We start from the raw sequence: 23,769 nt of genomic DNA, 5'->3' as shown, positions 1-23,769 counted from the left end.
CCGGACATGTCCTCATTTTCACTGCCACGCCCTTCGGGTCAGACCGTTTTGCCGCTGGTCACAGTGGGTGTCTGGACGCTGGCTGCAGCCAGTATTGTGTTTTGGGCATTGCACATGCCAAAGACCGGCGTTGCGATGGCAGTCTCTGTGCCTGCCCCTGCCAGCCAGCCCTCTGCCGACCTGAGTGCCCCCATCGCCAAAGCCTTGGGTCAAACCGCGAGCGCAGTGACAGGCCCCTCCAGTCAAACTGGCAGTGACTATCAGTTGATGGGCGTCATCGTCAGCGCCTCTGGCCAAGGCAGTGCCCTGATTGCCGTGGATGGCCAGCCAGCCAAAGCGTACCGAGTAGGCCAAACCGTTCAAGACGGCTGGACACTGGCGTCTTTGACTGCCCGGCAAGCCCGCTTAACTTCATCCACGTTAGAGCGGGTGCTGGCGCTGCCCGCCGAAAACAAGCCGTAAAGTCGTTTTTGCCAATTTTGTTAATTAAGGGTAAACACCCATCGAAAATTGCTTCTAAAAAATATTTTTAGAATGCAAAATGAACTCATCAGTATTTTTTTACCTGAGGGGTTCTTTATGTTGAAGCAAACAATAAGGTTGGTGTTGCTGCCAGCTGCGGCTGCAGTGTTGGTGGCTTGCGGTGGCGGTGGCGGTGGCGGTGGCGGTTCAGGGTCTGTGGCGACCACTATCGCGGGCACTGCTGCCACTGGTGCACCCATTGCCAATGCGAAGGTGTATGTGGTTGACAGTCTGGGCAGAACTCCTGAAGGTCAAGACGAAAGCACCGGTACAGCGTTGGTGACCACTGACGCCAACGGTCAATATGCTTTGACATCGACCATGTTGAATGGGTTGACGGGCCCTTTCATGGTCCGTATTGTGGGCCAGATGTTGACCGAGTCGGGCGACATGGGGCCAGCGGTGTTGCACGCCGTGACGGCAGGTTCTGGTGCCACGACCGTGAACGTGACGCCTCTGACGGAGGCACATGCAGCCTTGACATTGGGCGCACAACCTTCATTGGCTTATGGCAACAGCGCCGCTATGCAAGCCGTCACCTCTGCCAGATTGACTGATGCCAACGCAAAGTTGGTCAGCGCGTTGTCCAACGTGGCTGACTTCAGCAGCAACCCCAATTTCGTGTCTGACCCCTTGGATGCAACGCCTGGCGCTGCCAACTCTGGGAATGCGCGCAAGCACGACGCCACCTTGGACCAACTGTCTCTTTCTGTGTCGAGCGGAAAAATTATTTTGGCAGACCGAAATCAGGATGAGTCTAATTTTGGCAGCGGTCCACGTGTTGAAATTTTGGCCAGCTCTGGCACTGTGGCAACCCCTGCCGGTGCGATTACTGCTAAAGCAACGCCCTTGAATTTGGATCGTGCAAAAGCATTCGCAGAGCGGTTCACAACTCAAATGAGGGCGGGTTGTGATGTGGAAACCGAACCCACCTTGCCTGCATCTGGTGCATGTGACGGTGTCACAAACGCTGCAAGCAATATTTTTCACGCCAACTTCAAAGACAAAGGCATGAGCCCTTGGCGTTGGGTGCGCGGTTGGTTGTCTGATGCTTTTGAAACCACTGACTTGACAGGCGTTTCAGTCTCTGTGGTTTCAACGGCCCTAGGCTCTTTTTTGGCGGACGATGGTCAGCGCGTCTACCGAATTTTGCTGAAGTTTTCAAAGGATTCTGATGTGGTGATGCGTCAGATCTTGGTGGCAGACGATGGCACCAACGTCAAGGCTTATGGCAACCAGAAGGACTTCTTCTTTTACATGGCGCCGCGCTTTAACCACAAGGCCGACGCTAGTGGCCAATACCCTTATTACCCTAAATACGAGCAGGGCGTTTCGATAATGCTCAAGCCATGGTTTGCTGGGCAAAATGACGTGATTTTTGGTGCGCACGTCACAGGTGCCGGATTCCCATCTGCACGTCAAGCCAGTGGTGCCGTCGTTAATGGATTGACTGGCGGAACAGACGTCAACCGAAATGGTCTTGCAGCAGGTGTTGAGGTGTTTGATCGTCGTACATTTGGTTGCTCAGCTTATGCAATAGACCCATCGGTATATGTCGAGAGAAACCAAGCGACATGGACTGGAACACCAGGCGCTAACGGGATCCATCGCTGGAGACCAGATTCGACGACGTGTAATCCATTGTTTGACTTGTTGCGTTACGACGTTTCGCGAGACGCTGGTTATGTCTTGCCTAAAAAAGGTGATCCTTATTCCGTCACTTTGTACTTGGACGCTTCAAAATTTTCACCCAACACCAGTGTTCAGCCGCCACAAGGCGTTGGTGCTGCTGTCAACAAGAAAAACAGCGATGGCGTGACCAAATCGGTCTTGCCTTACACCTTCACCTACACCTTGGCCGCAGATGCTTTCGCATTGCCTGATGCCAACTTCGACCCCAGCACCTTTGGCTTTCCGGGCGTTACTAACGAAACCAGAGCTAATTTGGCTCAGTTGGAAGTTGGACAAGATTTGGCCATTTCATGGAGCCGTAACAAAACCACCTTAGCTGACGGCTCAGTCTTTGGCAGTTTCTATGCCGGTCGTTACATGAGCAGTTATGACCAGTGGGGAACCTATCAGAGGACGGCTAGTCCATTGTTCACCTACGACGACGGTAGTCGAAGTAAAGACTACGATGTTTCTGCTGGCCAATTCACAGTACTTGCACCCAATGCGGCGAATTGTGGTTTAGTCAGTTCATCCAAATATCGCGGAGGCACCATCGTAACTACCGCTTTAACAAATACATTTGCAGCCACAACGTGTGGTGCCGGAAATGCTACTCAATACTTCAATCAAAGAGTTCGTAAGCAATATGTTTCTGATCGTGGCCGGCTGGTCGCAACCAGCGATAAATCACAAATATTGCGATTTAGCGATCTGATTAGCCGTGAAAAGGATGGTAATCTGAACTTCTGCTCTGCTTACAAGGGTTTCGTAAGGTCGCGTCAGGCGTATGTTCAGTTGAGTGATGTCAGCGGGCGGCAGTTGATGGAGATGCGTGAAGTATGGTGGGATTACCCAAATAAAACCGTTTACCCTTATGCAGGCAACTCGGTGTCAGATCGACCTAACCAAGATACCGACCCGTTGTTCTTGGCTAATACTTCGGATGGTAAGTTGGGCTACACAGGAGAACGAGGCTTTGTACACCCTGTGCAGGCCAAGCAGGGAAATCAGTGCGTCCCTAAGGTTTGGTAAGCTGATAGATAAGCACCACACTCCAACAGGTCTGTGGTTGCTTATTCGATACCAATCTTCCAAAAAACGGTCATCGCAAGATGACCGTTTTTTTATGCTCGCAAAAACATTCGGTACGCCGGATTACTTGTTTCTTCCGCATACGGATACCCCAGCGCCTCCAAAAACTTGGCAAACGCCTTGTCGTCTTTAGGCGGCACCTGCAGGCCTACCAGAATGCGCCCGTAGTCGGCGCCTTGGTTGCGGTAATGGAACAGGCTGATGTTCCAGCCCGGGCGCATCAGGCTCAAAAATTTAAGCAAGGCACCCGGACGTTCCGGAAACTCAAAGCGCAGCAGGCGCTCGTCTTGTGACATGGCCGAGTGCCCGCCCACCATGTGGCGGATATGCTCTTTCGCCAGCTCGTCGTGAGTCAGGTCGATGGCCTGAAACTTGTTTTTATTGAAATTGGCGGTGATCTTGGTGCTTTCGCCCTTGGCCGATGTGCTCAACCCCAAAAACACATGGGCTTTGTCAGAGTCGCTCATGCGGTAGTTGAACTCGGTCACGTTGCGCGGGCCGCCGGGCAGGCTGCCAATCAGCTCCAAAAAGCGCTTGAAACTGCCGCGCTCTTCAGGAATCGTCACCGCAAAAAGCGCTTCTTTTTCTTCGCCCACGTCGGCCCGTTCGGCCACAAAGCGCAGGCGGTCAAAGTTCATGTTGGCGCCGCACAAAATGGCCGCATAGGTCTGGCCTTTGGTCTTGTGCGTGGCCACGTATTGCTTGATGGCGGCCACGGCGAGTGCACCTGCGGGCTCCACGATCGAGCGGGTGTCCACAAACACGTCCTTGATGGCCGCGCACACCGCGTCGGTGTCCACGGTCATGTATTCGTCGACCAGGTGGCGTGCGACGCGGAAGGTCTCTTCGCCCACCAGCTTGACCGCGGTGCCGTCCGAAAACAGGCCCACATCGGGCAAGGTGACGCGTTTTTTGGCAGCCACCGACTGGATCATGGCGTTGGAGTCGTTCATTTGCACGCCGATCACCTTCACCTCGGGGCGCACCGCCTTGATGTAGTTGGCCACCCCGCTGATGAGGCCGCCGCCGCCGATGGCCACAAACACCGCATCGAGCGGACCTTGGTGCTGGCGCAGCATTTCCATGGCAATCGTGCCCTGGCCCGCGATCACATCGGGGTCGTCAAAGGGGTGCACGAAGCTCAGCCCCTGCTTTTTCTGCAGCGCCACCGAGTGGTTGTAGGCATCTGAATAGCTGTCACCAAACAACACCACTTCGCCGCCCAGGCCTTTGACCGCGTCGATCTTGACCTGCGGCGTGGTGGTCGGCATGACGATCACTGCCCGCGTGCCCAAGCGGCTGGCGCTAAGCGCCACGCCCTGTGCGTGGTTGCCGGCCGACGCGCAAATCACACCTTTTTTGAGCTGCTCGGGCGTCAAGTGCGCCATCTTGTTGTAAGCCCCGCGCAGTTTGAAACTGTGCACGGGCTGCTGGTCTTCCCGCTTGAGCAAGACCTGGTTGTGCAGGCGGCGCGACAGGTTTTTGGCGGGTTCTAAAGCCGACTCTGTGGCCACGTCGTAGACGCGGGCATTCAGGATCTTGATCAGGTAATCGGCGGGTTTGAGGTGAGGTGTAGCCATGAGAAATCGCAATATGCAGGACAGCTGCACCATCCCGTGAGACAAAAAGCAATGATAGCCCTTGATTTGTGCCTCGACGGGGCCCCCAGGTCACCATACTTTCCATTCCACAGTGAGGCGAAACGTCCTACCGTAATAGTCGTTGTATCGGGTGTCAGAGCGGGGCAGGGATGAAATGATGGTGGCCCCCAAGGACGTGAAGCGCTCGGGGGGCGTTTCGTTGGTGAGGTTGGTGACCGACCAATGCAGCTTGAATGATTTGGAAAGCGCGTGCCAGCCAGACACATCCAAGGTCCAGGTGTCCTTGACTTGATGGGTGTAACTGTCGCCAACGGGCAAACCACGGTAGTCGACCACGCTGTAAAGCGGGATGGGCTCACGGTTGCCTGACATGTAGTTGATTTGACTGTTGATACCCCAATTGGCCTGTTCCAGCCCCGATGTGAACCTGATTTTGTTGCGTGGTGTGACGGATTCGTACGCCACTTGGTACTGCCCCAAGTCCGAGACAAGGGGGTCGCCGGGATAGTTGCTGCGGCGTGACTTCAGGTTGTGGGTTCCTTCAATGCCCAGCAACCAACGCCCCCAGTCGGTGGGCAGCCGGTGTTGAACGTAGTAATCGATACCGCTTTTTTCCATTTGTCCCAGGTTCATGGCCAGCAAGTCGTAACGAACGCTGCCATCGGGGTTGACCGTGTAGTGCGCGGCTTTCAGCCGGGGATCTGCATCGATTTGCGAAATGGTGGGTGTGCCAAAAGTATCTTTGACACGGATCTGCCAGAAATCTGCGCCAATGCCCCAATTGGCTTGGGGTTGGGCATGCGCACCGAAACTCCATTGCGTCGATTTTTCGGGTTGCAAATTAGGGTTGCCTAAGGCGAAACCGCTTAACGGTTTGTTGTTTTGTGTGGTGCCGGCCAAAACATATGTGGCGACTGGCGTCATCTGGCTCAAGGTGGGGGCTCTGTAGCCTGTGCCCACGTTGGCACGCAGATGGCTTTTTTCTGTCAAAGCGTATTTGAGCCCGACCTTGCCAGTCAAAACCGATCCAAAACCGGTGTACTTTTCAGCGCGCATGGCTCCCATCAGTTCCAAGTTCTCCCAAGCCGGAATTTGCAACTCCAGCGAAGCCCCCATGTTTTTGCGTTGCGCTGAATAGCTGGGCATGAGCACGGGGCTCGCCGGGTTTGTGATGTCCAGTTTTTGCTGCTGCGCAAAAACACCGCTGCCCAGCTGGATGTCGCCCCATTGCGTCTCGCCAACCACTTTGGAGCCCCGCAGTTCCAGCCCTTGTTGAACGATGCTCGCCTCACTGAGCAGACGGGGGTCTCGAATTCGGCTGTTCAATGCATTTTTCAGCCCCGTTGAATAGCTGGCAGGGTCGTTGACCAGTTCGTTCGCATAGGGCCGGAGCAAGGCGGTCCACTGCGCGCTTGTAGTCGCTTGGTAAGCTCCTTCCTCATTGAGTTGTGTGCCGTTTTGGCTGTGTACTGCGCTGAGTGTGTAATCCCAATCAGCCAAGCTTCCACGGGAGCCGAGTACCAACCGTTTTCTGTCGTTGTTCTGTGTTCGCACCCCCGACTGGTAGGCATCCGGTGCGTAGTAATAATAATTGGGCGCCTTAAAGACCAAGGCGGTGTTGGTTGGGGATAAGTTTGTGTATGCATTGGCCGCGTGCTGCAGCGAAAGCTCCGAGAACAGGGTGTGATGGGCCGACAAGACTCGGTCAAACTGGGCATACAGGGTTTGTGAGCGCTCTTCAGGGTAAATGTTGCTGTTCCGGTAGGTGCTCGACAGGCAACGCTTGATGCCGTGGTAGGCCGGATTGCTCAGCGACAACGTCACATCCGGCACAAAGTCATAACCTGTTGTGCAGTCGGCGGCTGTCTCAACGGGTTTGTAGGTTTTTCCTGGCGAGGAATGCGAGTAGTTCGTGTACCGCGGCACAAACGTCAGTGGGCGCCCGTTGGCATCCACGCCATAAGGTTTGGCCCGAGGGTCAGTGTAGCTGCGCTCTTTGGCCAGCAAAGCTTCCCGCTCGGACGCTTCAAAGTGGATTTGCAAGGCATAGCCATCTTGGGCCAGTTTTCCCCGACCCCAATTCAATGCCATCGTTTTACCGCTGCCCCCCGAACCTTGAGGGTTGAGCATTTCCGCTTTGAGGGTCAAGCCATCGGTGTGTTCCTGGGTGATGATGTTGATCACGCCGGCAATGGCTTCGCTGCCATAAGTGGTCGATGCGCCGTCGGACAGGATTTCGATGCGCGCAATCGCACTCAATGGCAGCAATGACAAATCGACAGCCGTGCGGTCCAGATCTGCACGTTGTGACGCCAGCGGGGCCACGCGTCGACCATTGATCAAAACCAAAGTCCCGGCTTCATAGCCGTGAATGGCGCCAGCTTCGTTGCCTCCTTTGCCTACTGAATTCACGCCGCCCAACTCATTGGCTGAATGCATGGCAGGCAGTCGCTGAATCAACTCGGTCGTGTTCTGAGCCCCTAGGCGCTGAATTTCGCGTTGATCGATGACCCGCACTGGCAAAATTTCCCGAGCGCGAGGGTTCACGATGCTGGAACCGGTGATTTCCACCCGTCCGAACTGGCGGTATTCAGGGGCTTTGTCCACGATCGTCACGTTGTACTCGGCGCGTCCCGGCAAACAAACAAGCCCAAGGAGCCCGGCCAAACAAAACGCCAACCGCTGATGTCGTTCGATTTTCAGTGACCGGAAGTTGGTTTTGAAGGTGTTTCGAGCAATGCTCATAAATCTTTCCTTTTGTCACTTTTGATTCATAGTGACCTGACAAGAAAAAGATTAAACCATTATTAATTCAAAAGTACCCAAAGAATTTGCGCAAAAAAAAAGCCCCGAGCCTTGCGGCTTGGGGCAAATCCACCTTTTCAGAGGGTGGAGGAGACAACAGGTGCATGCAAAAAAGCACGCGTGTGCAGATTTTAGCTGGATATTTGCTGCATTGCAGCAAGTGATGTGTATCAAACTGAAAAATCTTGCAAAGATATTCAGCTCAATCCGGTTTACGATCCGCTTCCAATTCATTTCCAGTGGCGCGTGCAAAGGTGCCGAGCCACTGCCAAGAAAGCACATATGGAATGCACAGTCACTTGGACCGGCGCTGCCGGTACCCGCTCCGGCATGGGGTTTTTGGCCGAAACCGGCTCAGGTCACGTGGTGGCCATGGACGGCGCACCCGATGCCGTTAAGCCTGAAAACGGAGGTCAAAACCTGGCCCCCCGCCCCATGGAAATGCTGCTGGCAGGCACCGGCGGTTGCACGGCTTACGACGTGGTGCTGATTTTGAAGCGTGGCCGCCACGACGTGCGCGGCTGCAGCGTCAAGATCACCAGCGAACGCGCAGAGGTCGACCCCAAAGTCTTCACCCGCATCAACATGCATTTCACCGTCACCGCCAAAGGCGTGCCCGCCAGCGCCGTGGAACGGGCCATTGCCATGAGCCACGACAAATACTGCTCGGCCAGCATCATGCTGGGCAAAACGGCCAAAATCACCACCAGTTTTGAGCTGGTTGAAGTCCAAGCCTGAAGAGTTGTTGAAAAGGCTTGCCTGTGTGCAGGCCTTATTCCATGCCCGCAGGGCAGCTCACAAGCCCCACTAACTTAAGCGGCAGCCCACTAAATCCGGTGCCCCACTGTCGTCATCACCTTGGCTGCGGCCTGCATCAGGGCCTTGACCGGGGCGGGCAGTTCCACCGCGCCCGCCTTTTGCGCCATCTGGGCATGGGCGATTTCATCGGCCTTCATTTGCGACACGATGGCGCGTGAGGCGCTGTCAGCTGCTGGCAGGCGGTCCATGTGGCTTTGCAGGTGGGCCTCCACCTGGCGTTCGGTCTCCACCACAAAGCCCAGACTCACCTGATCTCCCCCCAGCTTGCCTGCGGCATAACCAATGGCAAACGCCCCGGCATACCAAAGCGGGTTCAAGAGCGAAGGGCGGTCGTTCAGGTCGTCCAGGCGCTGCTTGGTCCAGGCCAGGTGGTCGGTTTCTTCGCGGCTGGCTTCGGCCAGCTGGGCACGCAGCGCCGGGTTATGGCAGGCCAGGGCCTGACCGGTGTAAAGCGCCTGCGCGCAGACCTCGCCCACATGGTTCACACGCATCAAGGCGGCGGCTTCGCGGCGTTCGGTGTCCGACAGCTCGATGGGCAGGGCCTGGGCTTGCGGGGTGGCGCGGCTGGCACGGGGCTCGGCCCACAAAGTGCGCAAAGCGCTGTCGGCGGCCAAAATCAAAGCGTTGAGGGTCATTGGGGGTATGCGCTAATAGATCACCAGACTGTAAAGCAGAGTGGCGTTGGTATGCAGTTCTTGGGGGCATGTGCCTGTTTTGTTTATTTCACCTGATGCATTTGACAGTCTTTGGAAGTTGTTGAATTTGTTGAAGAAAATATTCAAAAGTGATCCGAGTTGGGTGTCTGTGGATGGGGTTTGTTGCAGCAATGCAACGGAAAAGCCCTTTATTCCTTCAAATTCTTGGAAAAGGCCGTCCGCTCTGGTGCAATACACCCAACCTTCCGAAATTGGAGGTTGGCTTAGTGTTTAGACGGGTGATCTTCACCTCACGAACCCCAAGCTCTTTTTTAAACTTTGGAGAAACTTGCAATGAAAAAAACTCTGATTGCTCTGGCTGCTGTTGCTGCCACAGGCGCTGCTTTCGCACAATCCACCGTGACATTGTTCGGTGGCGCTGACCTGAACTACCGTTCCGTGACCACTGGCGCTAACAAGTTCCAAGGCATGGCTCAAGACGGCATCTACTCCAGCCGTCTGGGTTTCATGGGCACTGAAGATCTGGGCGGCGGTCTGTCGGCCAACTTCCACTTCGAAGCTGGCCACACACCTGACACAGGTGCAACTGCTATCGCTTTTGGCCGTAAGTCGACCATTGGTCTGGCTGGCGGTTTCGGTGAAGTGCGTTTGGGCCGTGACTACACCCCATTGTTCACGATCGCTGGCATCGCTGATCCATTCGGCACCAACGGTGTGGGTTCTTCTTACAACTTGGCTAACTCCGTTACTGTGGCTCCTGAAGCCAACGCAGCAGCTATCGCTGCTGAAACAGCCTTGGCTGGTGGTAACTATGCTGGTACAGCCGCATCTGGCGTTTACGCTGACGCGAACGCAGTTCGTGCCAACAACAGCATCGCTTACTACACCCCATCGTTCAGCGGTTTCTCTGCTGGCCTGATGTACAGCTTGGGTGCTGAAAACACCACTACAACTAACCGCAGCGCTGGCAAAATGACCAGCCTGAAGTTGGCATACGCTAACGGCCCTGTGTCTGCTGCTTTCGGTACACAATCCACTAAAGGTACAACCGACACTGCCAAGTGGGCCACCAACTTCCTGGCCGGTTCTTATGACCTGGGCATGGCCAAGTTGAGCGCCGGTTACAAGACCGACAAGATCACCGACACTGCCGGTGTGAGCTCCGACACAATCAAGTCCACCATCCTGGGTGTGGCCGCTCCTTTCGGCGCTACCACTGTGAAGGCTTCTTACGTTGCACGTAAGGTTGGCAGCACCAAAATCGGTAACCAGTTCGCCATGGGCGCTGTGTACGACCTGAGCAAGCGCACATCCGTGTACGCTACTTACGCTGTTTTGAAGAACGAAGCTGGCTTCGGTAACTCGGTTGGTTCCGCTGCTGCTACAGACTTCACTGGCGTGAAGTCCAAAGGCTTCGAAGCTGGCGTGAAGCACTCCTTCTAATTTGACGCTGGCGCAAGCCAGCTGAGAGTTAAAAGACAAAAAACCCACCGTGGCAACACGGTGGGTTTTTTCATGGGCGATACGCAGGCCTTTGTTGCTGTGCTGCCGCCCTGTTGTTCTTCATGTCTTAAGATGACACGAGGTGTTTGGGGTCAAGGGTTGTAGTCAAGGAGCTTTGCATGGTTGTTCGCTGTGTGCGGAGTCGGTTCTTTTGGGGCGCGTTGTTGGCCTTTGGCTTGTCTGGCTGCGCTTGGCGTCAAGATGGCTTGCAAACAAACGCCGTGCTGACCAAACCCGTTGATGCGCCGCTGCTGTTCAGTCCGCAAGACACCTTGCGCTGGACGCCTGTGCTGCTGCCATCCAAATTGCGCACTGCCTTTCAACTTGAAAAGCATGACCAGCGCATCGCTGTGAAAGCCGATGCCCAATCCTCTGCCAGCATGCTGCGTCAAAAGCTGAATGTGCCGGCCGATCGGTTGGGGCGTTTGCAATTTCAATGGCAGATTGAGGGTTTGATTGCGCAAGCCGACATGGGCGAGCGCGACAGCGAAGACTCTCCTGTGCGTTTGATCTTGGCTTTTGAGGGCGATCGCAGCCGGTTCTCAGCGAAGAATGCGATGCTCAGTGATTTGACTGAAGCTTTAACAGGCGAGCCTTTGCCCTATGCCACCCTGATGTATGTGTGGTGCAACCACCGGCCGGTGGAGTCGGTCATCGTCAACCCACGCACCGACCGTGTGCGCAAATTGGTGATGGAGTCTGGTGCGGCCCACATCAAGCAGTGGCGACACTATGAACGCGATGTTCGCGCTGACTTTGAAAAGGCGTTTGGCGAGCCCCCGGGTGCTTTGGTGGGTATCGCCATCATGACCGACACAGACAACACCCGCAGCCATGCGAAAGCTTGGTATGGTGACATCCGGCTCGATTGATTGCACCAGTCTTGTGCGCGACACCCGATTTGGGGGAATTCCCTCTCCCTGAGACGGGCCTGAATGTTGCATAGTAGTCACCTTTGACCCATACGATTCACGATCAAGGTGACTTTGATGAGAAATGCCGCAAATTTGACTGTCTGTGCCAAAACCCTGGTTCTGTCTTTGGGCTTGGCGGGGTTGATCGGGGCCGCCGCAGTGCAGGCCAAGCCTTTCAAATGGTCCAGCGCCAGCGACATCCCTACACTCGACATCCATTCGCAAAACAACGCGTTAGGCAACGGCGTACATGCCGCCATTTTTGACTCGCTGGTGTACTACAACAGCAAAACCTTCAAGGTTGAGCCCAAGTTGGCCACCTCTTGGAAAGAAATGTCGGCCACACAACACCGCTTCAATTTGCGCAAGGGTGTCAAGTTCAGCGATGGTTCGCCACTGACGGCCGACGATGTGGTTTTCTCTCTGGAGCGGGCACGCGCCAAGACCTCCAACTTCAACGTTTACACCCAAGGCTTCAGCAAAGTGGTGAAGGTCGATGCCAACACGGTCGACATCCTGTTGAGTGGCCCCAACCCGGTGCTGATGAACCAGCTGACCGAGCTGCGCATCATGAGCAAGGCTTGGGCTGAAAAGAACAAGTCGGTGGAGCCCAAGGACGGCAAAACCAAGGACGAAAACTTTGCACACCGCAACGCCATGGGCAGCGGGGCTTACATGGTCAAGGAATGGCAGCCTGACCAAAAACTCGTGCTGGTGAAAAACCCCAACTGGTGGGGTTGGGCAGAAGCGCCTTCCAACGTGACCGAGATCATCTACACCCCTATCAAGAACGAAGCCACCCGCGCTGCCGCTTTGCTGTCCGGCGAGATCGACTTTGTGCTTGACCCCAGCCCACAAGACTTGGGCCGCATGCGCACCAACCCCAACCTGAAGGTGATTGATGGTGTTGAAAACCGAACCATCTTCTTGGGGCTCGACCAGCACCGTGACGAGCTGCCTGGCTCCAACGTCAAGGGCAAAAACCCGCTCAAGGATGTGAAAGTGCGCAAAGCGCTCTACCAAGCCATCGACATCGACACCATCCACCGCGTGACCATGCGCGGCCTGTCGCAAAACACGGGCTCGGTGGTGGCCCCGCAGGTCAATGGCTGGACCAAGGATGTGGACACCCGTTTCCCCTACTCGCAAGATGCGTCCAAAAAGCTGCTGGCCGAAGCCGGGTATCCACAAGGCTTTGAGGTGGACTTTGCCTGCCCCAACAACCGTTACATCAATGACGAAGAAATTTGCCAGGCCATCACCGCCATGTGGGCCAAAGTGGGGGTCAAAGCCAAGCTGCGCACCTTGCCCTTGGTGACCTACTTCCCGATGATCCAGCGCTACGAAGCCAGCATTTACATGCTGGGCTGGGGCGTGCCGACGTTTGATGCTTTGTACAGCCTGCAGTCGCTGGTGCGCAGCGTAGGCACAGGGGGGGACGGTAACTACAACGTGGGCCGCTACAGTAACCCCCGCATGGATTACATTGTGGACCGGGTAAAAACCGAAACCGACTTGCCTGTGCGCAACCGCTTGCTGACCGAAGGCCTGCAATTGCAAAACGACACCGTGGCGCACATTCCTCTGCACAACCAGGTCATTCCCTGGGCCATGAAGAAAAACGTCGACGTGGTTCACCGCGCCGATAACCGCCTCGACTGGTCACTGATCAAGGTCAATTGATGCTCGCTTTTATTTTGCAGCGCCTGATTCAGGCGGTGGTCGTCATGATCACAGTGGCTTTCATTGCCTTTTTGCTGTTCCAGTATGTGGGCGACCCGGTGGTGTTCTTGCTGGGACAAGACGCCACGCCCGATCAGATCAAGGAATTGCGCGAAGGCCTGGGCCTGGACCAGCCTTTCTTCGTGCAGTTTTGGCACTTCTTGTCGAACGCGGTGCAAGGCGAGTTTGGCTTGAGTCTGCGTCAAGGTGCCAAGGTGTCCCGTCTGATTGCCGAGCGTCTGCCCGCCACGCTGGAGCTGGCGCTGGTGGCCGCCACACTGGCCTTGGCCATCGGGGTGCCCATGGGGGTTTATGCGGCGCTGCGCCGTGGCACCTGGATCAGCCAGTTGATCATGACCGTGTCACTGCTCGGCGTGTCTTTGCCTACTTTCCTGATCGGCATTTTGCTGATTTTGGTGTTCGCTGTGATGCTGGGTTGGTTCCCAAGTTTTGGCCGAGGCGAGGTGGTGCAAATGGGCTGGTGGTCCAGCGGTTTGTTGACGGCCAAGGGCTGGCACCACATCGTGTTGCCTGCGGTCACGCTGGCGATTTTTCAGCTGACTTTGATCATGCGCTTGGTGCGTGCCGAAATGCTGGAGGTGCTGCGCACCGACTACATCAAGTTCGCCCGTGCCCGCGGCCTGTCCAACCGTGCCATCCACTTTGGCCATGCCCTCAAAAACACCTTGGTTCCGGTGCTCACCATCACCGGCTTGCAGTTGGGCGGCCTGATCGCATTTGCCATCATCACCGAAACGGTGTTCCAGTGGCCCGGTATGGGGCTGTTGTTCATTCAGGCGGTCACGTTTGCAGACATCCCGGTCATGGCCGCTTATTTGTGCCTGATCGCTCTGATTTTTGTGGCCATCAACTTGATTGTTGATTTGCTTTACTTTGTGGTCGACCCGCGCCTGCGCGTGGGCAAGCCCGGGGGGCATTGAGCATGGGCGCTTCTTTGCAATCGGTGTTGGGGCGCGGTGCCGCGTTTGCGCGCATTGCGCAATTTCACCCCGAACTCACGGCTTTCCGGCGTGACCTGCACGCCCACCCCGAACTGGGCTTTGAAGAGGTTTACACCGCACGCCGCGTGGCCGAAATGCTGCAGGTTTGCGGTGTGGACAGCATCCACACCGGCATCGGCAAAACCGGCGTGGTGGCTTTGGTGCACGGCCAAGGCCGCTCGGCCAGCAACCCCGGCCGCATGATTGGTCTGCGCGCCGACATGGACGCACTGCCCTTGACCGAGTTCAACGAATGCACTTGGAAATCGGGCACGCCGGGCTTGATGCACGGCTGTGGCCACGACGGCCACACCGCCATGCTGATGGGCGCAGCCCGCTACTTGGCCGAGACCCGACGCTTTGACGGCACGGCCGTGCTGATTTTTCAGCCAGGCGAAGAAGGCTACGCCGGCGCGCGGGCCATGATGCAAGACGGCTTGTTTGAGCGTTTTCCCTGCGAGCAGGTTTATGCCCAGCACAACTCGCCCGAAACGCCTTTGGGCGTGATTGGCATCACGCCCGGCCCCATGCAGGCGGCGGTGGACCGGATCGAGATTTTGATTCGCGGCAAAGGTGGCCACGGCGCACGTCCGCACCAAGCCATCGACCCGGTGCTGGTGGCGGGCCACATCATCACGGCAGCCCAAAGCGTGGTTTCGCGCAGCTTGTCGGCGTTTGACCAAGCGGTGGTCAGTATCTGCTCAATGCAGGGTGGCCACCCCGGTGCGATGAGCGTGATTCCGGGTGAAGTGACCTTGGTGGGCACGGTACGCACCTACAGCGAAAGCGTGCAAGACCAGATCGAAGAGCGCCTGCGTTCTTTGTGTACTGGCATTGCGCAAGGCTTTGGCGCATCGGCCGAGCTGCACTACGAACGCACTTATCCGGCCACCGTGAACACCGTGCCCGAAGCCAACTTTGCCTGCGATGTGGCCGCCAGCCTGGTGGGCGAAGACAAGGTGTGGCGCAACATGCTGCCCAGCATGGGCGGCGAAGATTTCTCTTTCATGCTGCAAGCGGTGCCTGGTGCCTACATCCGCATTGGCCAAGGCCTGCCGCACGGGCCGGGGCCGCACCCGCTGCACAACAGCCGCTACGACTTCAACGACGAAATTTTGCCCTTGGGCGCCGCATTGCATGCCAGTTTGGTCGAGCAGGCTTTGCCGGTGCACAAGGATTGATGTGCTTCAGTTTGGTTCAGTGAATTCATTCAACAAGGAGAAACCCATGGCTTTCAAACTCAACCCTCTCGTGGCCACACTGGCCGCTGCGCTGGCCTTGTCGGCTGTCTCGGCTTCTGCCGTCACGGTACGCATTGGCAACCAGGGCGATGCCTTGTCCATGGACCCGCATTCGCTCAACGAGTCCTTGCAGATCACCGTGGTCGAAAACGTGTATGAGTCCTTGGTCTCGCGCGATGCGAATTTCAAGCTCACGCCTTTGTTGGCCACCAGTTGGAAACAGACCGCGCCCACCGTGTGGCGTTTTGACCTGCGCAAGGGCGTCAAGTTTCACGATGGTTCGCCCTTTACTGCCGACGACGTGATCTTCAGCTATGAGCGCGCCAAGGGCGATGGCTCCGACATGAAGAGCTATGTGGGCATGTTCAAAGAGATCAAAAAGATCAACGACCACACGATCGACATCATCACCACGCAGCCGTTCCCCATCGTGCCCGAGTTGATCACGCACTGGCACATCATGAGCAAGAAGTGGTGCGAAGAGAACCAAGCCACCAAGCCCGTGGATCGCCGCAAAGGCATTGAAAACGCGGCTTCTTTCCGCGCCAACGGCACAGGCCCGTTCATTGTCAAAGAGCGCCAGCCCAACGTGCAAACCCGTTTTGTGCGCAACAACAATTACTGGGGCAAGATCGACGGCAATGTCGATGAAGTCATCTTCTCGGTCATTGGCAACGATGCCACCCGTGTGGCGGCCATGATGTCGGGCGAGCTGGATGTGATGGAGCCCGTGCCGGTACAAGACGTCGAGCGCCTGAAGGCCAACGACAAGCTCAAGGTGATGCAAGGCCCTGAGCTGCGCGCCATTTTCTTGGGCATGGACCAAAAGCGCGATGAATTGCTTTACTCCAACGTCAAAGGCAAAAACCCCTTCAAGGACATCCGTGTCCGCAAAGCGTTTTACCAGGCCATTGACATCGAAACCATCAAGAGCCGTGTGATGCGCGGTGCGGCCACACCTTTGGCGCTGATGTACCCCCCACAGGTCAACGGCTTCCCGGCCGATCTGGCCAAGCGTTTGCCTTACGACGTGGAGGCTTCCAAGAAATTGCTGGCCGAAGCGGGTTACCCCAACGGGTTTGAGGTCAAGATGAACTGCCCGAATGACCGTTACGTCAACGATGCAGAAATTTGCCAGGCCGTGGCCGCCAACTTGGCCAAGGTGGGCGTCAAGATCAACCTGGAAGCCGAAACCAAAGGCACGTATTTCCCCAAAATTCTGAGCCGCAACACCAGCTTTTACATGCTGGGCTGGACGGCCAGCACCGTGGACGCACACAACGTGATGTACCCCATCTTGTCGACCCCGGGTGACGGCGGCCGTGGTCAGTTCAACTTGGGCGCTTACAGCAACCCCAAGGTGGACGAGTTGACCGACAAAGTGGCTTCTGAAACCGACCAGAAAAAGCGCAACGAGATGATCCGTGAAGCCATGAAGATCCACCAGGATGACGTCGGTCACCTGCCTTTGCACCAGCAAGCGCTGAATTGGGCAGCCAAGAAAAACGTTCAGCTTGTGCAGTTTCCAGACAACGGCATGGCCTGGAAATTCATCACCGTCAAACCTTAAGGGCTGAACATGCAATCCACTTGGCAACGATGGTGGCACAGCGATGTTGGTTACAGCTTCCGCCAATCGCCCACGGCGATGGTGGCGGCTGCCATCGCCTTGGTGTGCCTTTTTTGTTCGGTCTTTGCCGGGTGGGTTTCTCCCACCAACCCATTTGATCTGACCACGCTGGAGTTGAGCGATGCCCGCTTGCCGCCTTCGTGGCTGGAGGGTGGCACCACCAAATTTTTGCTCGGCACCGACGATCAGGGGCGCGACATTTTGTCGGCCTTGATTTACGGCTCGCGCATTTCCTTGGTGGTGGGTTTGGCCTCTGTGCTTTTGTCGGTGGCTTTTGGTGTGGCCATGGGGCTGTTGGCTGGCTTTCGAGGGGGCTGGGTCGACGCCTTGCTCATGCGCTTGTGCGATGTGATGCTGTCTTTTCCTGCCATCCTCGTGGCTTTGTTGATCGCGGGAGTGGGGCGTGCCTTGTTCCCCAACGCCAACGAATCTCTGGCCTTTGGGGTGCTGATCATTTCGATCTCGCTCACGGGTTGGGTGCAATATGCCCGCACGGTGCGCGGCACCACCTTGGTCGAGCGCAACAAAGAATACGTGCAAGCGGCCCGTGTGACCGGTGTTGCACCTTTGCGCATCATGGTCAAGCACGTGTTGCCCAACGTGATGGGGCCGGTCATGGTGCTGGCCACCATTCAGGTGGCCACGGCCATCATCACCGAGGCCACGTTGTCGTTTTTGGGCGTGGGGGCGCCGCCCACTTCGCCATCGCTGGGCACGCTCATTCGCGTGGGCAATGACTATTTGTTCTCGGGCGAGTGGTGGATCACGATTTTTCCGGGGCTGATGCTGGTGTTGATTGCCCTGTCGGTCAACTTGTTAGGTGACTGGTTGCGCGACGCGCTGAATCCGAGATTGCGATGAGTCTTTTACAAGTCAAAAACCTGGTGGTGGAATTCCCCAGCCGCCACGGCACTTTGCGTGCGCTGGACGATATTTCATTCGACATCGCCCCTGGAGAAATTCTCGGTGTGGTGGGTGAATCGGGTGCAGGCAAATCGCTCACGGGCGCGGCCATCATTGGCCTGCTGGAGCCACCGGGCCGTGTGGCCAGCGGACAAATCGTGCTGGAAGGCCAGCGCATCGATGACTTGAATGCCGATCAGATGCGCCACATTCGGGGCCGCAAAATCGGGGCGATTTTTCAGGACCCGTTGACCTCGCTCAACCCGCTGTACACCATTGGTCGGCAACTGACCGAAACCATTTTGGCGCACCTGCCGGTGACGCCCCAAGAGGCCCGCCAACGCGCTATTGATTTGCTCAAAGACACCGGCATTTCGGCCGCAGAAGAGCGCATCGACCATTACCCGCACCAATTTTCGGGTGGCATGCGCCAGCGTGTGGTGATTGCGCTGGCCTTGGCTGCCGAGCCGCAGCTTATCGTGGCCGACGAGCCGACCACCGCGCTCGATGTGTCGATCCAGGCGCAGATCATCAGCTTGCTCAAAAAAGTCTGCAAGGACCGGGGCGCTGCCGTCATGCTGATCACGCACGACATGGGCGTCATTGCCGAAACCTGTGACCGCGTGGCCGTGCTGTATGCCGGACGCGTGGCCGAAATCGGCCCGGTGCACCAGGTCATCAACCACCCGGCCCACCCTTACACCGCAGGCCTGATGGCCTCCATCCCCGACATGGACAGTGACCGCGAACGCTTGAACCAGATTGACGGCGCCATGCCGCGCCTGAACGCCATCCCGCAAGGATGCGCCTTCAACCCGCGCTGCCCCAAAGCCTTCGACCGCTGCAGGCAAGAAAGGCCCGAGTTGGTCAATGCAGGGGCCAACCGCGCTGCCTGCTGGCTGCATGATGGGAGCGCTGCATGAGCGACACCAAACCCCAAGCCTTGGTCGTTGCCCACGACCTGGCCAAAACTTTCGATGTGTCGGCTCCGTGGCTGAACCGAGTGCTCGAGGGCAAACCCCGGCAGCTGCTGAATGCTGTGGATGGTGTGAGCTTTGAAATCGAGCGAGGCAAAACCCTGGCTCTGGTGGGCGAGTCTGGCTGCGGCAAAAGCACCGTAGCCCGTTTGCTGGTGGGTCTGTACGAACCCACACGCGGTGGCTTGACCTTTGACGGGCAAGACGCCCACGCGGCCTTCAAGTCATCCGATTCACAAAAGATGCGCCAGCGCATCCAGATGATTTTTCAGGACCCGTATGCCAGCTTGAACCCGCGATGGACGGTGGACAACATCATCGGCGAGCCGCTCAAAGAGCACGGCCTGATCAGCGACGCCGACGAACTCAAAGCCCGCGTGGCCGAGTTGCTCCAATCGGTGGGCCTGTCGCCGCTCGACATGGTCAAGTACCCACACCAGTTCTCAGGCGGTCAGCGCCAGCGCATCTCGATTGCCCGCGCACTGGCCACTGCGCCCGAGTTTTTGGTGTGTGACGAGCCGACCTCGGCGCTCGACGTGAGCGTACAGGCACAGGTGCTCAACATCATGAAAGACCTGCAGCGCGAGCGGGGCCTGACCTATCTGTTCATCAGCCACAACCTGGCCGTGGTGCGCCACGTGAGCGACCAAGTGGGCGTGATGTATTTGGGTCGACTGGTCGAGTTGGCCGACAAACACACCCTGTTTGGCAACCCGCAGCACCCTTACACCAAGATGCTGCTGGATGCGATTCCCAAAATGCACGACACGGGCCGCGCCCGTACCCCCGTGCAAGGCGAAGTGCCCAACCCGCTCAACCCACCGAGCGGCTGCACTTTCCATCCGCGTTGCCCTCAGGCGACCGACATCTGCCGGGCCGAACGCCCGCCGCTGCGCGACTTCAAAGGCATCAAGATCGCTTGTCACGTGGTGATCTGATGCCATAGGGTGCTTTAAAGATTGAAATATCCATCATTGTTCGAATAAAATCGAACAATGATGGAATTCTCAGACTTTAATTTCTCTTCGGCTGAGGAGATATCACTGGCCTTGGCACAGCGATTGAAACGCTTGCGTATTCAAAAAGAGATTGCCCAAGCCGACATGGCCGAGCGCATGGGTGTGTCTCGCAGCACACTCAACACGCTCGAAAACACCGGCAAAGCTTCGGTGATCGCCTGGATCAAACTGGTCCAGTGCCTTGGCCAGGAGGGGCAGTTGCAGCCCTTGTTCAAACCCGTTGTCGCATCCATTGCGGACATGGCGCAGCAACAAAAACCGGCTCGCCAGCGTGTCTCTCGCACGCGCCGTATCCCGAAGGCAACGCCGTGAAAAAAGTGTATGTCCGTTATGAAGGCTGGGGCGAAAACTGGCCATGTAAGATTTTCTAAGGCATTGTTGGCGCGCTACGCGCATGATCACGCGCGATGAGCGTGAGGTGCAAAAGGCGTTTGAGCGTGCGGTCTTCAATGTGCTGTTTCACAACCGAGATGACCATGCCAAAAACCTGGCCTACCGCATGGATGCGCAACGACACTGGAAGCTGGCCCCGTGTTTTGACCTCACCTACAGCGAAGGTCCCGGTGGTGAGCACCAAATGGACGTCTGCGGAGAAGGGCTGAACATCACCCGCAGTCATTTGACGAAATTGGCGCAGCAAGGCGGGCTCGATGCAAGGTGGGCAGCTCAAAGGCTGGATGCCATGCTCGAAGTGGTGGATCAGTGGACCACGCTGATCGAGTCATTTGATATTCGGCGAGCGACACGCCAAAGAATGCATGAGGTCGTCATCCGTCAACGCGAGGCATTGATGCGCTGAGGCAAGTTCACAAACCTCAGGGGTACAGATGGCTGAACTTGCGCTGTGACCTTGGAACGTCAGAGCGTTATGAGTTCAGAAATTAACTGAATCATCAGATGCTGTTTGCCCATGAAAAAACCCACCGTGTTGCCACGGTGGGTTTTTTTGATCTTTTAACTCTCAGCTGGCTTGCGCCAGCGTTGAATTAGAAGGAGTGCTTCATGCCAACTTCGAAGCCTTTGGACTTCAAGCCACCGGCGCTGGCCACTGTGGAGCCAACGGTGTTGCCCAAACCTTCTTCGTTCTTCAAGATGGCGTACGTAGCGTAAGCAGAAGTGCGCTTGCTCAGGTCATACACAGCGCCAACGGCGAACTGGTTGCCCAACTTCTCGTCGGCCTTACGTGTCACGTAAGAAGCCTTCAGAGTCACGGCACCCACAGGAGCAGTCACACCGTAGATCATTGTCTTCAGAGTTGTTGCATCGCCCATGCTGATTTTGTCGGTCTTGTAACCTGCGCTCAGCTTGGCAACGCCCAGATCGTAGGAGCCAACCAAGAAGTTGGTGGTCCACTTTTGATCTTCGGTAGCCAATGTGCCAGCAGTTGCAGCTGCCAAGCATTGTTGGGTTGTTGCTGTGGCATTCACAGCACCGGTTGCGCATGTCGCACCCAAAGGCTGGAGTGATGCAGCAGCGGGAGTAGCCAATGCACCAGCGTTGCCGCCTTTGGTGACTTGGTTTGCGAAAGCAACGCTCAGAGGACCGTTAGCATATGCCAACTTCAAGCTGGTCATGGTGCCAGCTTTTTTCTGTGTGTTGGTGTTTTCTGCACCGAAGCTGTACATCAGGCCAGCGCTGAAGCCGTTGAAAGCTGGGCTGTAGTAAGCGATGCTGTTGTTGGCACGAACTGCGTTGACATCAGCATAAGTGTAAGAAGCTGGAACTGCAGCAGCAGACACAGCCGAAGGCGCTGTTGTTGCAATGTTGCCACGGTTAGCAGTCACAAAAGTACCTGCTGCGTTAGCAGCAGCCTGCGCGCCGATCGATGCCTCAACTGCGGTCACAGCATTGGCCATGTTGTAAGAAGAGCCCACACCGTTGGTGCCGAACGGATCAGCAATGCCGGAGACCGTGAACAATGGGGTGTAGTCACGGCCGAAGCGGACTTCACCGAAACCACCAGCCAAGCCGATGGTCGACTTGCGTGTGAAGTTGAAGCCAGCAGCAGTGCCAACGTCAGGGTTCATGCCGCCTTCGAAGTGGAAGTTAGCAGACAAGCCGCCACCCAGGTCTTCGGTACCGTTCACGCCGAAACGGCTGGAGTAGATGCCGTCTTGAGCCATGCCGCTGAACTTGTTAGCGCCAGTGGTCACGGAACGGTAGTTCAGGTCAGCGCCACCGAACAAAGTCACGGTGGACTGAGCGAAAGAGCCAGTTGCGGCTGCCAATGTAGCCCAGAGCAGCTACAATGAAATGGTGAAGTGCGTGGCATCCATTACAGACAAATTTATCAGTCTGTCGTAACGTAGCTTCATGATTGCCAAATCTATAAATGCAAACCAAATGATTGGTTTGAGGGAATTTCTGACTGATTCGATGAATTTGGTGGATCAGTGTGGTGATTCGCCACTTTTAGTTCTGCACGACAACAAACCCGCTTTTTACGTTTTGCCAGCTGATTGTTGGGATCTCATTTGCGCCCAATTTGGATACGGCAATTTGCCAGTCTTTAATTCGGCTTTGCTGGCTGGCAGTCCAGAGCCAATTGAAGCAAGCGAGCCGCAGCAGGTTCGCGTTGCACCTCTCAAAAAGCAGCTTGATACCAACCAAGCGTTTGAAAAAAAGAACAACTTCCAATTCATCGCTGAAAAATTATTGGATTTGGAGTGGGAGCGTGTTGAGCGGGGCGAGTTGAGTGCCGGATCGGTCGGCATACAAAAGAACAGGCTCGAGGCCCACATCCTGCCCTTTTTCAGGTACGTCGCGCCGACACAGGTGACCCATGTGGATTTGGATGGGTTCGTTTCTCGTTTGACTCAGCACCAACTGAGTTCAACCACAGTCTCTCAATACTTGGTGCTGGTCCGGAAACTGCTCAAGGTGGCGGTGCGCAGTGGCTTGTTGAAAGAAGTCCCCGAATTTCCTCGCATCAAAGTAGCCACACAACCACGGTCGATGTTGTCTTTGGACGAATACCGCAAGTTGGCACGTACAGCCTTGAAAATGTCACGGTCAGGCGTTCAGGCACCGCCACTCAAATCAACCGAGGGTCATCGCGACCGATTTTGGGTTGCGCCGAGAAACATGTTGCTGGCACCGGACATGTTTTGGGTCATCCGTTTCATGGTCAATGCGTTTGTGCGGCCAGGTGACTTGCGGCAACTCAAAAATAAACACGTGACTGTTGTGCGGGGTGAATCCGTTTATTTGCGATTGAATTTGCCTGAAACCAAGAAGCACGACAAACCCATGGTATCGATGCAAGCGGCCGTGCATGTGTATGAGTCGGCTTTGCGCCATGCCCAGGCGCAAGGTTATGGTGGCCCGGAGGATTTTGTTTTTTTGCCTGCAGAAAAGGACCGCAATTACGCTTTGGCGGTGCTGGGGTTCTGGTTCAAATGGGTGATGCGTGAGGCCGGTTTGTCCACAACGGATGAGATGAACCGTCCACGAACGCTTTACTGCTTGCGCCACACCTCCATCATGTTCCGTCTGCTGTATGGGCAAGGCATCGACATGCTGACGCTTGCCCGCAATGCCCGAACCTCTGTACAAATGATTGAACGCTTCTATGCTTCATCGCTCGATGGGGAAATGAACGTCGCCATGATTCAAAGCCGCCGTCCTGGGAAGGTTCGCAAAGCATAAAAAAGGCCTGTCCGATGGACAGGCCTTTTTTTGCTTTTTGAAAGC

19 protein-coding genes are annotated in these 23,769 nt (G+C 56.2%); 15 read left to right on the top strand and 4 right to left on the bottom strand.

The genetic code is table 11. The features are described 5' to 3' along the window. Positions 1 to 6: 6 nt before the first annotated feature. Together B9Z33_RS00935 and B9Z33_RS00930 are read left to right on the top strand one after the other, a co-directional pair. Entirely contained in the window at positions 7 to 462 is a 456-nt protein-coding gene (locus tag B9Z33_RS00935) for a type II secretion system protein N (protein WP_108285175.1), read from the top strand. A 72-nt stretch (positions 463 to 534) separates the two neighbouring features. Further along, positions 535 to 3,225 (top strand): hypothetical protein, encoded by a 2,691-nt coding sequence (locus B9Z33_RS00930; protein ID WP_108285174.1) that lies wholly within the window; start codon positions 535 to 537, stop codon positions 3,223 to 3,225. A gap of 92 nt (positions 3,226 to 3,317) precedes the next feature. Here the strand turns inward: B9Z33_RS00930 and ilvA are convergent, their stop codons facing one another. Beyond that, positions 3,318 to 4,865, bottom strand: coding sequence for a threonine ammonia-lyase, biosynthetic (gene ilvA, locus B9Z33_RS00925; RefSeq protein WP_108286060.1), 1,548 nt, complete (start codon positions 4,863 to 4,865; stop codon positions 3,318 to 3,320). 90 nt (positions 4,866 to 4,955) lie between these two features. Further along, on the bottom strand, positions 4,956 to 7,631 hold the full coding sequence (locus B9Z33_RS00920) for a TonB-dependent siderophore receptor (protein ID WP_108285173.1): 2,676 nt from the start codon (positions 7,629 to 7,631) through the stop codon (positions 4,956 to 4,958). Between the two features lie 342 nt (positions 7,632 to 7,973). On the opposite strand from B9Z33_RS00920, the gene B9Z33_RS00915 reads away from it, so the two are divergent. Next, on the top strand, positions 7,974 to 8,429 hold the full coding sequence (locus B9Z33_RS00915) for an OsmC family protein (RefSeq protein ID WP_108285172.1): 456 nt from the start codon (positions 7,974 to 7,976) through the stop codon (positions 8,427 to 8,429). Positions 8,430 to 8,518: 89 nt separating this feature from the next. Here B9Z33_RS00915 and coq7 read toward each other — a convergent pair whose 3' ends face one another. Continuing rightward, positions 8,519 to 9,145 (bottom strand): 2-polyprenyl-3-methyl-6-methoxy-1,4-benzoquinone monooxygenase, encoded by a 627-nt coding sequence (gene coq7 / locus B9Z33_RS00910; RefSeq protein WP_108285171.1) that lies wholly within the window; start codon positions 9,143 to 9,145, stop codon positions 8,519 to 8,521. A gap of 354 nt (positions 9,146 to 9,499) precedes the next feature. Between coq7 and B9Z33_RS00900 the strand changes: the two genes are divergently transcribed. The 11 genes from B9Z33_RS00900 (at position 9,500) to B9Z33_RS00850 (ending at position 20,875) form a co-directional block, all read left to right on the top strand. Beyond that, a complete protein-coding gene (locus B9Z33_RS00900) occupies positions 9,500 to 10,609 on the top strand; it encodes a porin (protein ID WP_108285169.1) in 1,110 nt (369 codons plus the stop codon). A 179-nt stretch (positions 10,610 to 10,788) separates the two neighbouring features. After that, positions 10,789 to 11,541, top strand: coding sequence for a DUF3047 domain-containing protein (locus tag B9Z33_RS00895; protein WP_108285168.1), 753 nt, complete (start codon positions 10,789 to 10,791; stop codon positions 11,539 to 11,541). Between the two features lie 117 nt (positions 11,542 to 11,658). Then, the gene (locus tag B9Z33_RS00890) at positions 11,659 to 13,266 is read left to right on the top strand and encodes an ABC transporter substrate-binding protein (RefSeq protein WP_108285167.1); all 1,608 of its coding nucleotides are present in this window, start codon (positions 11,659 to 11,661) and stop codon (positions 13,264 to 13,266) included. Continuing rightward, positions 13,266 to 14,246 (top strand): ABC transporter permease, encoded by a 981-nt coding sequence (locus tag B9Z33_RS00885; protein ID WP_108285166.1) that lies wholly within the window; start codon positions 13,266 to 13,268, stop codon positions 14,244 to 14,246. Before B9Z33_RS00890 ends, B9Z33_RS00885 begins: the two co-directional genes overlap by 1 nt. A gap of 2 nt (positions 14,247 to 14,248) precedes the next feature. After that, positions 14,249 to 15,487, top strand: a complete 1,239-nt coding sequence (locus B9Z33_RS00880; protein WP_108285165.1) for a M20 aminoacylase family protein — start codon at positions 14,249 to 14,251, stop codon at positions 15,485 to 15,487. Positions 15,488 to 15,533: 46 nt separating this feature from the next. Further along, positions 15,534 to 17,117 (top strand): ABC transporter substrate-binding protein, encoded by a 1,584-nt coding sequence (locus B9Z33_RS00875; protein WP_108285164.1) that lies wholly within the window; start codon positions 15,534 to 15,536, stop codon positions 17,115 to 17,117. A gap of 9 nt (positions 17,118 to 17,126) precedes the next feature. Then, positions 17,127 to 18,038 carry an ABC transporter permease gene (locus B9Z33_RS00870; RefSeq protein WP_108285163.1) on the top strand — a complete coding sequence of 304 codons (912 nt, stop codon included), beginning with the start codon at positions 17,127 to 17,129 and terminating at the stop codon, positions 18,036 to 18,038. Continuing rightward, positions 18,035 to 19,003 (top strand): ABC transporter ATP-binding protein, encoded by a 969-nt coding sequence (locus B9Z33_RS00865; RefSeq protein WP_108285162.1) that lies wholly within the window; start codon positions 18,035 to 18,037, stop codon positions 19,001 to 19,003. Before B9Z33_RS00870 ends, B9Z33_RS00865 begins: the two co-directional genes overlap by 4 nt. After that, positions 19,000 to 19,995, top strand: coding sequence for an ABC transporter ATP-binding protein (locus B9Z33_RS00860; protein ID WP_108285161.1), 996 nt, complete (start codon positions 19,000 to 19,002; stop codon positions 19,993 to 19,995). Before B9Z33_RS00865 ends, B9Z33_RS00860 begins: the two co-directional genes overlap by 4 nt. A 111-nt stretch (positions 19,996 to 20,106) precedes the next feature. Then, complete coding sequence (locus B9Z33_RS00855; RefSeq protein WP_233252685.1) at positions 20,107 to 20,388, top strand: helix-turn-helix transcriptional regulator; 282 nt, start codon at positions 20,107 to 20,109, stop codon at positions 20,386 to 20,388. Positions 20,389 to 20,470: 82 nt separating this feature from the next. After that, a complete protein-coding gene (locus B9Z33_RS00850; RefSeq protein ID WP_233252684.1) occupies positions 20,471 to 20,875 on the top strand; it encodes a HipA domain-containing protein in 405 nt (134 codons plus the stop codon). Positions 20,876 to 21,062: 187 nt separating this feature from the next. Here the strand turns inward: B9Z33_RS00850 and B9Z33_RS00845 are convergent, their stop codons facing one another. Then, entirely contained in the window at positions 21,063 to 22,304 is a 1,242-nt protein-coding gene (locus tag B9Z33_RS00845; protein ID WP_158270150.1) for a porin, read from the bottom strand. 85 nt (positions 22,305 to 22,389) lie between these two features. Here B9Z33_RS00845 and B9Z33_RS00840 point away from each other — a divergent pair, with 85 nt between their 5' ends. Then, positions 22,390 to 23,724 (top strand): hypothetical protein, encoded by a 1,335-nt coding sequence (locus tag B9Z33_RS00840; protein WP_233252682.1) that lies wholly within the window; start codon positions 22,390 to 22,392, stop codon positions 23,722 to 23,724. The last annotated feature ends 45 nt before the right edge of the window (positions 23,725 to 23,769 follow it).

The sequence above is a fragment of the Limnohabitans sp. T6-20 genome (assembly GCF_003063505.1).
In the GTDB taxonomy this organism is placed as follows: domain Bacteria; phylum Pseudomonadota; class Gammaproteobacteria; order Burkholderiales; family Burkholderiaceae_C; genus Limnohabitans_A.
The sequence above is the reverse complement of the archived record's forward strand: the minus strand, read 5'-3'. Positions and strand labels throughout refer to the sequence as shown.